Source organism: Microbacterium sp. zg-B185, assembly GCF_030246885.1.
Classification (GTDB): Bacteria; Actinomycetota; Actinomycetes; order Actinomycetales; family Microbacteriaceae; genus Microbacterium.
On the sequence record NZ_CP126739.1, the window covers coordinates 1,921,093 to 1,935,177 of the forward strand.

Below are 14,085 nucleotides of genomic sequence, written 5' to 3' on the forward strand. Positions count from 1 at the left end.
GCTCGAGCGGTGACTCTGCTGACCCTCGTCCGCCACGGCGAGACCGACTGGAACCGTGCCCGGCGTGTCCAGGGATCGACCGACATCCCCCTGAACGAGACCGGCCGGGCTCAGGCGCGGGATGCCGCCGCCGCCCTGCGCGCCCAGCTCGACCTGTCCGCGGCCGCCGCCTGCCCCGTCGTGGTCTCGAGCGACCTGTCGCGCGCGCGGGAGACGGCCGAGATCATCGCGGATGAGCTCGGCCTGGCGGCACCGCGCACCTACGCCGGGATGCGGGAGCGGGCGTACGGCGAAGCCGAAGGCGTCGACGCGGACGAGTTCCTGGCGCGCTGGGGCGACTGGCACGCCGCGGAGATCCCGGGCGCGGAGCCGTGGCCTCAGCTGCGCGCGCGCGGACTGCGCGCACTGGACGAGATCGTGCGCGACGCCCGCCGAGCGACGGCGCCCGCCGCGGCATCCGTGGTCGTGGTGACACACGGTGCGCTCATCCGGGAGCTGATCCGCCATGCCACCGGGGGCGAACTGCCGCTGGTCGGGGAGCGCCTGGCGAACGGCTCCGCGCACACCATGCGGTACGAACCGGAGCGCCTCAGCCTGCTCACCTACGCCGGCGCGAGGGCGTAGTTCCGGCGGGCGCTACGCCCGCCGCAGCGTGGCGCGGGCGTGGCGCAGCACCGGCTCGTCGACCATGCGGCCCCGATGGGTGAAGACGCCTCCCTCGGTCTCGGCCGCAGCCAGCACCGAGCGGGCCCAGGCGAGGGCGGCGGGGGTGGGCCGGTACGCATCGCGGATGATCTGAACCTGGCTCGGGTGGATGCAGGCGGTGGCGGCGAAGCCGGATGCCGCGGCGTCGGCCGCTTCGATCGTGAGCCGCTTGGTCTCGGCGATATCCAGGTGCACCGCGTCGACCGCGGCCTTCCCCTGCGCGCCCGCTGCCAGCAGGACCCGCGCGCGCGCGACCCGTGCCACGTCGCGGTAGCGCCCGTTGGGCTTTCGGCTGGAGGTGCCGCCCAGGCTGGCGACCAGATCCTCCGCTCCCCACATGAGCGCGACGACCTGATCGTGTGCGGCGAGCTTCTCCGCGGCCACCACACCGCGTGCCGTCTCGCAGAGCGCGATGATCGTGAACCGCCGACCGATCGCTCTGAGCTGGGTGACCCCCTCGGCCTTCGCGATCATGACGGTGCGGTAGTCCGTCTGGGACAGGGTCGCCAGGTCCGCCACGAACGCGTCGGTCCCGGGCGGGTTGATGCGGACGATCACCCGATCGGGATCGAGTTCGGATTCGATCAGGGCGCCCCGGGCAGCGGTCTTGGCCGCCGGTGCGACGGCGTCCTCGAGGTCCAGGATCACCGCATCCGCACGCTGCAGGGCCTTCTCGAAGCGCTCCGGCCGGTCCGCAGGGCAGAACAGCAGCGCGGGCCCGTGGTCCAGAACGGTCATGACTCCTCCTCGGCGTTCGCGGCGTCCCGGCACCACATCAGCGCGATCCTGGTGGCCGTCGCGACGACCGTGCCGTCCTGATTGCGGCCGGTGTGGCGCATCGTGACGATCCCCTGGCCGGGTCGTGAGGCGGAGAGCCGCTTCTGCAGGACCTCGGTCTCGGTGTACAGGGTGTCGCCGTGCACGAGCGGTGCGGGAAAGGCGACGTCGGTCATCCCGAGCTGGGCGACCAGCGTGCCCTGCGTGATCTGGCCGACCGAGGCCCCGACCATGGTCGCCAGAGTCCACATCGAGTTCATCAGCCGCTGCCCGAACGGCTGCGTCGCCGAGTACGCAGCGTCCAGGTGCAGGGCCTGCGTGTTCATCGTCAACGCAGAGAACAGCACGTTGTCGGCTTCGGTCGCGGTGCGCCCCGGGCGATGGTGGTAGCGGGCGCCGATCTGGAGCTCCTCGAAGTACAGTCCCCGCTGGATGTGGTCGCTCTGCGGCGATACCGGCTCGTTCACGGCGCTCACGCTACCCGAGGCGCCGATCACAGGCCGAGCGCCCGTGAGATGACCAGGAGCTGCACCTCGCTGGTGCCCTCGCCGATCTCGAGGATCTTCGAGTCCCGAAAATGGCGCGCGACCGGGTACTCGTTCATGAACCCGTTGCCGCCGAAGATCTGCGTGGCATCACGGGCGTTGTCCATCGCCGCGTCGCTCGCGGTCAGCTTGGCGATCGCCGCCTCCACCTTGAACGGCCTGCCGGCATCGCGCAGGCGCGCCGCGTGGTGCCAGGCCAGACGCGCGTTGTGAACGCGCAGCTGCATCCGCGCGAGCATGAACTGGATGCTCTGCCGCGTCGAGAGCTGCTCACCGAACACCGTGCGCTTCTTGGCGTAGTCCACCGCCGCTTCCAGGCATCCCTCGGCCGCGCCGGTCGAGAGCGCGGCGATCGCGATGCGGCCCTCGTCCAGGATGTGCAGGAAGTTCGCGAAACCGCGTCCTCGTTCGCCCAGCAGATTGCCTGCAGGCACGCGTGCGTCCTGGAAGGTGAGCGGATGCGTGTCGGAGGCGTGCCATCCGACCTTGTCGTAGGCAGGCTCCACGGTGAAGCCGGGGGTGCCGTTGGGCACGATGATCGTGGAGATCTGCTTGCGGCCGTCGCTCTCCCCCGTCACCGCCGTCACGGTGACGAACCGCGTGATGTCCGTGCCGGAGTTGGTGATGAACTGCTTGGAGCCGTTGATGACCCACTCGTCCCCGTCCAGCCGGGCTGTGGTGCGCGTCGCGCCGGCATCCGAACCCGCCTCGGGCTCGGTCAGGCCGAAGCCGGCCAGAGCGCGTCCGGCGAGCAGGTCCGGGAGCAGCTCGTGCCGCTGCGCGTCGGTGCCGAAGCGGAAGACCGGCATGGCGCCGAGGCTGACGCCGGCCTCCAGCGTGATGGCGATCGACTGGTCGACCCGCCCCAGCCCCTCGATGGCCAGGCACAGGGCGAAATAGTCGCCGCCCTGGCCTCCGAACTCCTCGGGGAACGGGAGGCCGAACAGACCCAGCTCGCCCATCTGGGCCACCACCTCCAGCGGCAGCGTGTGGGTGCGATCGGCCTCATACGAGCGCGGCGCCACCACCTCGTCGGCGAACTGGCGCACCAGCGCGGCGAGTTCGCGCTCCTCGTCGTTCAGGTTGTCGTCCATGGGTCGTTCCTCTCCTGCTGGGCCGGGTCGGGCAGGACTCGGGCGAGCACGTGGTCGCGGTGCACCTGGTCGCCGACCGTGGCCTGAATGGACGCGGTCCCGTCGTGCGGAGCGATCACCGGGTGCTCCATCTTCATCGCCTCGATCGTGACGATCCGCTCGCCCGCGCGCACCCGGGTGCCGCCGGTGACGTGCACGGCCACGACGGTTCCCGGCATCGGCGCACGCAGCTCCGGCGAGGATGCCGCGGCCAGACCGGCACTGGTCCTGAGCTGCCTCTCCAGCGCCGCGCGCCGGCTCAGCGGCTCCAGCCGCGACGTGACACCGTCCGCGTGCACCCAGACCGCGCCGTCGCCGTCCACGGCGACGCGTGCGTCCGGGAGCGCGGCGGCCGCCGCCGCCGCGAGGATCTCGCCCGCCTCGGTTGCGAAGCGGCAGCGGCGCGGCAGCGCGGGGCCACCGGCGCGCCAGCCCGTGCCGCTCTGCCAGAGACCGAGCGACGGCGGCACCGGCGTCTCGGCGGCGTGCGCGGTCGCCGCGGCGGCCGCACACAGCGCGGTGCCGCTGGGCTCCGGGTCGGCGAACGGCGGCATCCGGTCGATCAGGCCGGTGTCCATGTCGCCGTCCCGCACCGCTTCGTCGGCGAGGAGGGTGCGCAGGAAGGCGACGTTCGTGTCCACGCCCAGCAGCACCGTCTGCGCCAGCGCCCGGTCGAGCAGCGCGAGCGCGCCGGCCCGGTCGGGAGCGTGGGCGATCACCTTCGCGATCATCGGATCGTAATCCGCGGTGACCACGCTGCCGGTCTCGACGGCCGAGTCGGTGCGCACCTGCGGCGCCGGCGCCCATTCCAGCACGGTCCCGGTGGCGGGCAGGAATCCCCGCGCGGGCGACTCCGCGTACACGCGCGCTTCGATCGCGTGCCCGTCCATCCGCACCTCGTGCTGGGCCAGTCCGAGGTGTCCGCCCGCCGCGACGCGCAGCTGCAGCTCGACCAGGTCCAGTCCGGTCACCAGTTCGGTGACCGGGTGCTCCACCTGCAGGCGCGTGTTCATCTCGATGAAGAAGAAGTCCTGCGGGCGGTCGGCGGCGACCAGGAACTCCACCGTTCCCGCCCCCCGGTAGTCCACACTTGCCGCGGCCGCACACGCGGCGACGCCCAGACTCGCCCGTGTCTGCTCGTCGATGATCGGCGACGGCGCCTCTTCGACGACCTTCTGGTGGCGCCGCTGCAGGGTGCACTCCCGCTCGCCGAGGTGGATCACCCGCCCGTGCGCATCCGCGATCACCTGCACCTCGATGTGCCGGGGCCGCTCGATGAGCCGCTCCAGCAGCAGCGTGTCGTCCCCGAACGCCGCGGAGGCCACCCGACGCGCCGTTGCGAGCGCCTCCGGCAGCTCCGCCGGAGCGCGCACGACCTGCATCCCCTTGCCGCCGCCGCCCGCGGAGGGCTTGATCAGCAGGGGGTAGCCCACGTCGGCAGCGGCATCGGCGATCTCCGCGTCGGTCAGCTCGCGGGCATCGATGCCCGGGACGATCGGCACCCCGCTGGCGGCGACGTGCGCCTTGGAGCGGATCTTGTCGCCCATCACATCCAGCGCCTTCGGTCCCGGGCCGATGAACACGATCCCCGCGGCGGCGCAGTCGGCTGCGAACGCGGCGTTCTCGGAGAGGAAACCGTAGCCCGGGTGGATCGCCTGCGCACCGGATTCGCGCGCGGCCGCGAGGATCGCCCCGCCGTCCAGGTAGGACTCGGCTGCGGCGGCCGGGCCCACCCGGAAGGACGCGTCCGCCTCGCGCACGTGCGGAGCGTCCGCATCGGGGTCGCTGTAGACGGCGACCGAGCGGATGCCGAGCGCGCGCAGGGTCCTGATCACGCGGCGGGCGATCTCGCCGCGGTTTGCGACCAGGACCGTGTGGAACATCTCGGCGGGCTCGAGAACCGAAGCGGGCACGTCGCTCACATCCGGAAGACGCCGAAGCGGGGTTCGGGGAGCGGAGTTCGCGAGACGACGTCCAGAGCGAGACCGAGCAGGTCGCGGGTGTCCGCCGGATCGACGACGCCATCGTCCCAGAGCCGGGCGGTCGCATAGTACGGGTTGCCCTGCTGCTCGTACTGGGTGCGGATCGGCGCTTCGAAATCCGCCTGCTCCTGAGCGGACCACGCGCCGCCGCGGGCCTCGAGCTGATCGCGCTTCACGGTGGAGAGCACCGACGCCGCCTGCGTCCCGCCCATCACCGAGATCCGGCTCGCCGGCCAGGTCCACAGGAACCGGGGCGAGTAGGCACGACCGCACATCGAGTAGTTGCCGGCGCCGAACGATCCGCCGATCACGACCGTCAGCTTGGGCACGCGCGTCGTGGCGACCGCGGTCACCATCTTCGCTCCGTCCTTCGCGATGCCGCCGGCCTCGGCATCGCGCCCCACCATGAAGCCGGAGATGTTCTGCAGGAACAGCAGCGGAATGCCCCGCTGGTCGCACAGCTCGATGAAGTGCGCGCCCTTCTGCGCGGATTCCGAGAACAGCACGCCGTTGTTGGCGACGATCCCGACGGGATGTCCGTGGATGCGGGCGAAGCCGGTGACCAGCGTCTCGCCGTAGGCGCGCTTGAACTCGGCGAACGCACTGCCATCGACGAGGCGGCCGATCACCTCGCGGACGTCGTACGGCTGGTTCACGTCGACGGGCACGACCCCGTAGAGGTCGGCGGCGTCGACGGCCGGCGGCACGGTCGCGATGACCTCCCACGCCGGTGCGGCCGGCGGGGGCAGCGTCGCGATGATGTCGCGGACGATCTCCAGGGCGTGCTCGTCGTTCTCGGCCAGGTGATCGACCACACCCGACCGGGTGGCGTGCAGCTCGCCGCCGCCGAGTTCCTCGGCCGTCACGATCTCGCCGATCGCGGCTTTGACCAGCGGCGGTCCGCCGAGGAAGATCGTGCCCTGGTTGCGGACGATCACGGTCTCATCGCTCATCGCGGGAACGTACGCGCCACCGGCCGTGCACGAGCCGAGCACGGCGGCGATCTGCGGGATGCCTTCGGCGGACATCCTGGCCTGGTTGAAGAAGATGCGGCCGAAGTGGTCCCGGTCGGGGAACACCTCGTCCTGCATCGGCAGGAACGCACCGCCGGAGTCGACGAGGTACACGCACGGGAGCCGATTCTCACGGGCGATCTCCTGCGCGCGGAGGTGCTTCTTGACGGTGAGCGGATAGTAGGTGCCGCCCTTGACGGTGGCGTCGTTGCACACGATCATCACCTGCCGGCCGTGGACCAGCCCGATGCCGGCGATGACACCCGCTCCCGGCGCGTCTCCCCCGTACAGCCCCTCCGCCGCGAGCGGCGCGACCTCCACGAACGCACTGCCCTCGTCCAGGAGGCGATCCACCCGGTCGCGCGGCAGCAGCTTGCCGCGGGCGAGGTGGCGCTCCCGCGACGCCTCCGGCCCGCCCCGCGCCGCGACCGCCAGGCGCGCCCTGAGCTCGTCTGCGAGGGCCTCCTGCGCCGCACGAGTGCGCTCGAAGGCGTCGTCGTGCACGACCGCGGTCTGCAGTGCCGATCCGGCTGCCGCCATGTCATCTCCGTCGACGTCACGATCGCATCACGTCGGTTGTCCCGGCCGGATGCCATTGGTTAGGGTTCACTAACTGAGCATTCAGGTTAGCGAGGATTAACTGAAATGACAAGCGGTGTCACCGAGCGTGGTCGCGCGAAGGCCGACCGCCAGGAGGCGATCCTGCACGAGGCCGCACGCCTGTTCGCAGATCGCGGCTTCAGCGGAGTGAGCCTCGAGGAACTCGGCGCGGCGGTGGGCGTGAGCGGACCGGCGGTGTACCGGCACTTCGCGAACAAGCAGGCTCTGCTCGGAGCGATTCTGGTCCGCGTGAGCGAGCGGCTGCTCAGCGGCGGCCAAGACGTGATCGCCTCGCACGACACCCCCGAGACCCGGCTGGACGGTCTGATCCGCTTCCACGTCGACTTCGCCCTCACCGACGCCGATGTCATCCGCGTCCAGGACCGCGACCTGGCCAGCCTGAGCGAGCACGACCGGCACACGGTCCGCCGGCTGCAGCGGCAGTACCTCGAACTGTGGACCGCGGTCCTCGCCGAGATCCACCCCGACCGGTCCGAGAGCGACCTGCGCGTGCGCGCGCACGCCTGTTTCGGGCTGATCAATTCCACACCGCACAGCATGCGGGCGCTTCGCACGTCTCCGACCGAGAACACGGTGCGCGGCATCCTGGAGTCGATGGCGCGGTCCGCGCTCACGTCGTGACGGTCATCGCAGGAGCATCGCCCGGCCCGGTTCGCGCAGGATGTCGGCGACATCGCGCAGGAAGCGCGCACCCTGCTCGCCGTCGACCAGCCGGTGGTCGAAGGACAGACTGAGCGTCATCACGTCCCGCAGGGCGATCTCGCCGCGGTACTCCCAGGGTTGGCGCCGGACGGCACCGATGGCGAGGATGCCGGCCTCGCCGGGGTTGAGGATCGGCGTGCCGGCATCGACGCCGAACACGCCCACATTCGTCATCGAGAACGTGCCCCCGCTCATGTCTGCGGGGGCCGTCTTGCCCGCCCGCGCCGTTTCCGCCAGTCCTGCGATGGCATCCGCGAGCTCGACCAGAGTCATCTGCTCCGCGTCACGGACGTTGGGCACGACCAGGCCGCGCGATGTGGCGGCGGCGATGCCGAGGTTCACGTAGCGGTGCTGGAGGATCTCGCCGCTGTCGGCGTCCCATCGGGAATTCAGTTCCGGATGCCGCATCAGCGCGAGGCAGACCGCCTTGGCCGCGACCGCCATCACGCCGATGCGATGACCGGCCAGCCCCCGGTCCGCGCGCAGCGACGCGATGAGCTCGCTGGTGGCCGTCACATCGACGGTGTGGAATGTCGTGACGTGCGGCGCGGTGAACGCGCTGCGCACCATCGCGTCGGCGGTGTGCTTGCGCACCCCGCGGATCGGGATCCGGGTGACCCGTTCCGCGTCCGAGGTTCGCGATGATGCCACCGGCACCGGGACGGCGGGTGCGGATTCGCGGGCCTGCAGGTCGGCCGCGTAGGCCTCCACATCCGTGCGGGTGATCAGTCCGGTGGCACCGCTGGGCGGGACCATCGCCAGATCCACGCCCAGCTCCTTCGCGAGCTTGCGAACCGGGGGTGTGCAGCGGGGACGCTCCCGCAGGGCGTCGGCGGGCTCGGTGTGGATCGCGTCGTGCGGAGCCGCGTCGAGCACGGCCGTGTCCGGCGCGGAGGTCGGACGAGCGCCGCGGCGGGCGCGTCGCTGGGGGCGGCCGCCGCCGCGCGGTGCCGCGCCGTAGCCGACCAGATTCGGCTGCGCCCGCTCCGGGACCGGTTCTGCCTCCTCCGCGGGCGGGTCCTGCGCCGACGCGGGCTCGGCGCCGGCGATGTCGAAGGAGATCAGCACGGAGCCGACCTCGATCACGTCGCCCGCGGCCGCGTGCAGCGTTGTCACCACTCCCGCGTACGGGGAGGGCAGCTCGACGACGGCCTTGGCCGTCTCGACCTCGGCGATCGTCTGGTTCAGCGTCACCGTGTCGCCCTCGGCGACGAGCCAGTGGACCAGCTCCGCCTCGGGGAGGCCCTCACCGAGGTCGGGAAGGTGGAAGTCCGTCGCCATCAGAGCAGGCCTCCGCCGACGGTCGCGGCGTGGTCCGCCTCAGCAGAACTCCACTCCGGCCCCGAGAGACTGTGCGGTCGGTCCAGGACCCGGTCGACGGCATCCAGGATCCGATCCAGATCGGGCAGGTGGTGCTTTTCCAGCTTCGCCGGCGGGTACGGGATGTCGTGGCCGGTCACGCGGACCGGTGCCGACTCGAGGTAGGGGAAGCAGTGCTCGGTCACGCTCGCGATCAATTCGGCACCCACTCCGGCTTCGCGGGCCGCCTCGTGCGTGACGACGACGCGTCCGGTCTTGCGCACCGACGCGGACACGGTGCGGTAGTCGACCGGCGAGATCGAGCGCAGGTCGACGACCTCGATCGAGATCCCGTCGTCCTCCGCGGCGATGGCCGCATCCAGCGCTGTCGCGACCTGGGCGCCGTAGGTGAGCAGCGTGACGTCAGAGCCCTCGCGGGCCACCCTGGCCAGACCCATCGGCGCAGCATCGGCCAGGTCCAGATCCAGGTCGACCTCGCCCTTGGTGTGGTAGAGGCGTTTGGGCTCGAAGTACACCACGGGGTCGTTCGATGCGATCGCCTGTCGCAGCATCAGGTGGGCGTCCTGCGGGTTGGCCACGGCGACCACGCGCAGCCCGGACGTGTGGACGAAATACGCCTCCGGCGACTCCGAGTGATGCTCGGCAGCACCCACGCCACCCGCCCACGGGATGCGGATGGTGATCGGCATCTGCACGTTCCCGCGCGTGCGGTAGTGCAGCTTCGCGACCTGGCAGACGATCTGGTCGAAGGCGGGATACACGAACCCGTCGAACTGGATCTCGACGACCGGGCGATACCCCCGGAAGGCCAGACCCACGGCCGTGCCCATGATCCCGGATTCGGCCAGGGGCGTGTCGATCACCCGCGCTGCCCCGAACTGGTCGAGCAGTCCGTCGGTCACGCGGAAGACGCCCCCGAGCTTGCCGATGTCCTCGCCCATGACGAGAACTTTGGGGTCGTCCGCCATCGCGCGGCGCAGACCCTCGTTGATGGCCTTGGCCATGGTCAGCTCAGTCATCGCGCACTCCCCTGGGCCGCAGCATCCTCACCGGCGAAGCCGTCCAGATAGGCGGCGAACTGCGCGCGCTGCAGGTCCAGGCCGGCGTGCGGTTCGGCGTACACGTCGTCGAAGACCTCGATCGCGGGCCGCGTGCGTGCCGACAGGCACGCCGTCCGCACGTCCGCGCCCCAGCGGTCGGATTCGTCGGCGACCTCGCGGGCGAACTCCGCGGAGAACTCGTCCTCGGACCGCAGCAGCGCCTCCACGCGCGCCAGCGGATCGCGTCGGCGCCAGCGCTCGACCTCGTGCGGGTCGCGGTAGCGGGTGGGGTCATCGGAGGTGGTGTGCGGGCCCATGCGGTAGGTCACGGCCTCGATGAACGCCGGTCCCCCGCCGGTGCGGGCATGCTCGACGGCCCATCGCATGGCCGCCAGGCACGCGAGGACGTCATTGCCGTCGACACGCAGGCTCGGGATGCCGAAACCGGGGGCACGGCCGGCGAGTGGGAACTTCGCCTGCACGGTGACCGGCTCCGAGATCGCCCATTGGTTGTTGGTGCAGACGAAGACGACGGGCGCACCGAACGACGAGGCGAACACCATCGCCTCGTTCACATCCCCCTGGCTGGTCGCGCCGTCCCCGAAGTACGCGCCGGCCACCTGGTCGGTGCCGTCGAACCGGATGCCCATCGCGTAGCCGACGGCATGCAGGGTCTGCGCGCCGATGATGATCTGCGGGGTCGCGGTGTTGATGTCGTAGGGATTGAACGTGGAGTGCGCCTCGCCGCGCCAGGCGAGCACGAAATCCGACGCGATCGCACCGCGGACGAAATTCACGCCGATCTCGCGGTAGCTGGGGAAGACGAAGTCGTCGGGACGGAAGGCACGGGCGGTGCCCACCTGCGTGGCCTCCTGCCCCTGACAGGGAGCCCACAGCCCCAGCTGGCCCTGCCGCTGCAACGCGACACCCTCGGCGTCGATGCGGCGGACGACGGCCATGTCGCGGTACAGGCGCCGCAGGCCGGCGGCGTCGATGTCCTGGACCCACGGATCGAGGTCGCGGTGGGCAATGCGCCGGCCGTCCGGACCCACCAGCCGGGCGATATCGTCGAGGTTCGTCGCCGGTTCGGCGGTCGGTGTCAGGGTGTGCATCATCGTCATCCCTCTTCGTTGCGGGAGGCCCTCGTGAGGCCGCCCGTCGCGGAACGCCGGCTTCGTCGCCGACGCGCCCGAGATTACGTCGATCTTGCACCTAGCTCAAGCATCCAGAGGTCTGCTGAGCATGTTGCCAAACGCAGCCCGGTGCCGCGTGGTAAAGTTTCACAGTATGAGCACCCTCGATCACGTCGACCTGGAGCTGCTCGCGGCCCTCGCCGCGGACCCCCGCGCAACCGTGGTCGCGCTTGCGGAGCGGCTCGGGCTCTCCCGCAACACCGTGCAGGCGCGGATGGCGCGGTTGGAGCGCTCCGGCGTGTTCCTCTCCTACGAGAGAGCGATCTCCCCCACCGCGCTCGGCTTCCCGATCGAGGCCTTCATCAGCGTCATGGTGCACCAGGCTGACCTCCCGCGGATCACCGCGGATCTGGCCCACGTGCCCGAGATCGTGCAGGTGCACGGCCTCAGCGGTCAGGTCGACCTGCTCGTCCGCGTCGCGTGCCGGGACACCGAGCACCTGTTCGACACGGATGCCCGCATCCTCGCGATCGACGGCGTCGAGCGCACCGAGACCTCTCTGGTGATGGGTGAGGTGATCGGCTACCGCGTCACGCCGCTCATGGCGCTGGCACGGCGGGAAGCGTAGCAGCACCCCTCCGGGAGCCGCGCGGGTGCGCGTCGAGGCGGACGAGCACGACGCCCACCAGGATGGCAGCCCCGCCGGCGAACTGGATCGGCGCGGGGACCTCGGCGAGGAACAGCCACGCGAACCCGAGCGCGAACAGCACTTCGGACAGGCCCACGAACGAAGCCACGCGGGAACCGATCCGCGGTACGGCGATCACCCCCAGCGCATAGCCCAGGGTGGTAGCCAGCGCAGCGACCCAGAGCAGCGGCACGAACCACGGCACTTCGAGACCGGCGAGGACCACGGAGACGGCGGGCGCCGTGAACGGCATGATCCCCGTGACGCACAGCACCGCCATGATTACTCCCCCGGTCAACAGGCCCCCGGCTGCCAGAGCGAGCGGCGGCAGGTCCTCGCCCGCGCGCGCCGAGATGACGAAGTACGCGCACACGCACACTGCAGCCGCCAGGGCGAACAGCGTGCCGAGCAGGTCGAAGCGCGCACCCCCGACGTCCACGACCAGCACGAGTCCGACGATTGCGACAGCCGAGCCCCACAGCACCAGCGCGGAGGGTGCTCTCCGCGTCCGCATCCACACGAACGCCACCAGCAGGACCGGCGCCAGGTATTGGATGAGCAGGGCCACCGCCACCGGCATCCGCTGCATCGCCGAGAAGAAGAACAACTGGCAGCCGAGCACCGGCATCAGCCCGAAGCCGAGGATCAGCTTGCCGTGGCGACGCAGGAACCGCGGCTGCCGTCGGACGGCCAGCACGAGCGCCGGGGAGAGGATCAGCCCGGCGATGCCCATGCGCACCAGGAGTGCGGCGCCGAGAGACCAGCCCTCCTCCAGAAGCGGCTTGATGAACGGACCACTGGAGGAGAAGGCGAGGGCGGAGACCACCGCCAGCAGCAGGCCCGATGCGCCGGCGCGAGATGCCGTCGGCGAGAGGAGGGGAACTGCTGCGGTGTGAGCGGCCATGTGTGATCCGGCTGTCGGGGCGCCCTGTCAGGAGTGAACTGCGCTTACACTGGTGACACTACGCGTTCAAACTGTCAGGAGTCAATATGGTGTTCATTCGTGACACCGAGCAGTCGCTCAGGGCGGCCGTCCAGCTGGTGAACACACTCCCGGGGTACGACGGCGAGGACACGCTGCGCACCCTGCAGGACTTCGAGGCGTACCTCGCGCTGAACCCGTACACCGGCGCGATCGCCCGCGACGAGGCGGAGCTCTCGGCCGTCCGCGGCATCCGATCCCGCCTCCGGCGGCTGTGGGACGTGGACCGCGACGGCGCCGTGCCGCTGGTGAACGAGATGCTGCGCGACGGCCGCGCGCTGCCGCGCCTGGTCATCCACGACGACTACGACTGGCACATCCACGCCACCTCGGACGATGCCCCGCTGGCGACGCGGATCCTGGTGGAGGCTGCGATGGCGTTCGTCGATGTCATCCGCTCGGACGAGTACGACCGGGTCCGCGTGTGCTCCGCGGACGACTGCGACTCGGTGTACATCGACTACTCGCGCAACGGCTCCAAGCGCTACTGCGACACCGGAAACTGCGGCAACCGGATGAACGTCAACGCGTACCGGGAGCGGAAGGCGAGAGAAAGCTCCTGATCGCGGCGGCCGCGGCCGCCGGCGTCTCGTAGTGCACCAGATGCCCGACGTCCGCGATCTCGACGAGTTCGGCGTCGGCGAAGAGCGTCGCCAGGTGCCGCTCCGCCTCGATCGGGGTGATGTCGTCGCGCTGTGCGGCGACCAGGAGCGTGGGCTGGGCGATCGCCGGCGCGAACTGCCGCACGTCGTGCGAGACGGAAGCCAGGAAGGCGTCGTGCAGCGCGTCGCGGTCGGCGAAGCGCGAGAAGTACGTGTCGTGCTGGTCGTGGATGAAGCGGCGCAGCCCGGGGTCGCGCGTCTTGGCCATCGACACGCTCATGACGCGGACGATCACGGCGTTGCGCAGCAGCGCGTCGCCCAGTGGCTTGGGCAGACGCGCGCCGGCCCAGTAGTAGAACACCGCAAGGCGGGTCAGCACGCCACGCGGTCCTTCCAGCGCGGGCGCGCCGATGGGGTTCACCAGGATCACGCGCGGCGTCGGCATGCCGCCGGCGACCGCCGCGGACACCACGATCGATCCGAACGAGTGCCCGAGGATGACCGCTCCCGGCGCCACGGCGAGGACGAACTCGCGCAGCCAGTCGGCGTACGTGGACAGGTCGTGGCGCCTGCCCGGCAGAGGCGGCGTCTCGCCGAACCCGGGGAGGTCGGGTGAGATGACCCGCACGCCGTCCAGGTGCGCCACGACCGGCTCGAGCCCGTGGTGTTCGCCGCGGAATCCGTGGACCGCCACGATCGTGGTGTCTGCGTCGGCCGGCCCGTAGATCCAGTACGCGGTGGTGCCGCCGAGGACTTCGGCATGCCGGCGCTCGACGGGAAGGGCGTCCAGGAGCGTCGCGTACGGATTGGGGACGGGCATGCTCCGATTCTACGAGCCCCGC

Annotated in this window: 14 protein-coding genes; 4 read left to right on the top strand and 10 right to left on the bottom strand. The window is 70.8% G+C overall.

The genetic code is table 11. From position 1 onward, the window contains the following. Window positions 1–9 precede the first annotated feature (9 nt). Window positions 10–624 (top strand): histidine phosphatase family protein, encoded by a 615-nt coding sequence (locus QNO12_RS09250; protein ID WP_257502539.1) that lies wholly within the window; start codon window positions 10–12, stop codon window positions 622–624. Between the two features lie 12 nt (window positions 625–636). Here the strand turns inward: QNO12_RS09250 and QNO12_RS09255 are convergent, their stop codons facing one another. From QNO12_RS09255 to QNO12_RS09275, 5 genes are read right to left on the bottom strand one after another with little or no spacing between them, the layout of a single operon-like run. Next, a complete protein-coding gene (locus tag QNO12_RS09255) occupies window positions 637–1,443 on the bottom strand; it encodes an HpcH/HpaI aldolase/citrate lyase family protein (RefSeq protein WP_257502538.1) in 807 nt (268 codons plus the stop codon). After that, complete coding sequence (locus QNO12_RS09260) at window positions 1,440–1,949, bottom strand: MaoC family dehydratase (RefSeq protein ID WP_257502537.1); 510 nt, start codon at window positions 1,947–1,949, stop codon at window positions 1,440–1,442. Before QNO12_RS09260 ends, QNO12_RS09255 begins: the two co-directional genes overlap by 4 nt. Before the next feature lie 26 nt (window positions 1,950–1,975). Beyond that, the gene (locus QNO12_RS09265) at window positions 1,976–3,121 is read right to left on the bottom strand and encodes an acyl-CoA dehydrogenase family protein (protein WP_257502536.1); all 1,146 of its coding nucleotides are present in this window, start codon (window positions 3,119–3,121) and stop codon (window positions 1,976–1,978) included. Then, window positions 3,106–5,043, bottom strand: a complete 1,938-nt coding sequence (locus QNO12_RS09270) for an acetyl/propionyl/methylcrotonyl-CoA carboxylase subunit alpha (RefSeq protein WP_257502637.1) — start codon at window positions 5,041–5,043, stop codon at window positions 3,106–3,108. Before QNO12_RS09270 ends, QNO12_RS09265 begins: the two co-directional genes overlap by 16 nt. A 35-nt stretch (window positions 5,044–5,078) precedes the next feature. Beyond that, window positions 5,079–6,695: a carboxyl transferase domain-containing protein gene (locus QNO12_RS09275; RefSeq protein ID WP_257502535.1), complete on the bottom strand. Its 1,617-nt coding sequence runs from the start codon at window positions 6,693–6,695 to the stop codon at window positions 5,079–5,081. Between the two features lie 105 nt (window positions 6,696–6,800). Here QNO12_RS09275 and QNO12_RS09280 point away from each other — a divergent pair, with 105 nt between their 5' ends. Continuing rightward, complete coding sequence (locus QNO12_RS09280) at window positions 6,801–7,397, top strand: SACE_7040 family transcriptional regulator (protein ID WP_257502534.1); 597 nt, start codon at window positions 6,801–6,803, stop codon at window positions 7,395–7,397. 3 nt (window positions 7,398–7,400) lie between these two features. Here the strand turns inward: QNO12_RS09280 and QNO12_RS09285 are convergent, their stop codons facing one another. From QNO12_RS09285 to QNO12_RS09295, 3 genes are read right to left on the bottom strand one after another with little or no spacing between them, the layout of a single operon-like run. Next, entirely contained in the window at window positions 7,401–8,759 is a 1,359-nt protein-coding gene (locus QNO12_RS09285; RefSeq protein WP_257502533.1) for a dihydrolipoamide acetyltransferase family protein, read from the bottom strand. Further along, a complete protein-coding gene (locus QNO12_RS09290; protein ID WP_257502532.1) occupies window positions 8,759–9,817 on the bottom strand; it encodes an alpha-ketoacid dehydrogenase subunit beta in 1,059 nt (352 codons plus the stop codon). Before QNO12_RS09290 ends, QNO12_RS09285 begins: the two co-directional genes overlap by 1 nt. Then, the gene (locus QNO12_RS09295; protein WP_257502531.1) at window positions 9,814–10,959 is read right to left on the bottom strand and encodes a thiamine pyrophosphate-dependent dehydrogenase E1 component subunit alpha; all 1,146 of its coding nucleotides are present in this window, start codon (window positions 10,957–10,959) and stop codon (window positions 9,814–9,816) included. The genes QNO12_RS09290 and QNO12_RS09295 overlap by 4 nt, the downstream gene beginning before the upstream one ends. A 166-nt stretch (window positions 10,960–11,125) precedes the next feature. Between QNO12_RS09295 and QNO12_RS09300 the strand changes: the two genes are divergently transcribed. Continuing rightward, complete coding sequence (locus QNO12_RS09300) at window positions 11,126–11,599, top strand: Lrp/AsnC family transcriptional regulator (RefSeq protein ID WP_257502530.1); 474 nt, start codon at window positions 11,126–11,128, stop codon at window positions 11,597–11,599. Here the strand turns inward: QNO12_RS09300 and QNO12_RS09305 are convergent. Continuing rightward, the gene (locus tag QNO12_RS09305; RefSeq protein ID WP_257502529.1) at window positions 11,571–12,563 is read right to left on the bottom strand and encodes an EamA family transporter; all 993 of its coding nucleotides are present in this window, start codon (window positions 12,561–12,563) and stop codon (window positions 11,571–11,573) included. The genes QNO12_RS09300 and QNO12_RS09305 overlap by 29 nt on opposite strands. An 86-nt stretch (window positions 12,564–12,649) precedes the next feature. Between QNO12_RS09305 and QNO12_RS09310 the strand changes: the two genes are divergently transcribed. Further along, window positions 12,650–13,204 carry a CGNR zinc finger domain-containing protein gene (locus QNO12_RS09310; protein ID WP_257502528.1) on the top strand — a complete coding sequence of 185 codons (555 nt, stop codon included), beginning with the start codon at window positions 12,650–12,652 and terminating at the stop codon, window positions 13,202–13,204. On the opposite strand, the gene QNO12_RS09315 is transcribed toward QNO12_RS09310, so the two are convergent. Continuing rightward, entirely contained in the window at window positions 13,164–14,063 is a 900-nt protein-coding gene (locus tag QNO12_RS09315) for an alpha/beta fold hydrolase (RefSeq protein WP_257502527.1), read from the bottom strand. The two genes, QNO12_RS09310 and QNO12_RS09315, sit on opposite strands and share 41 nt — an antisense overlap. Window positions 14,064–14,085: the final 22 nt, after the last annotated feature.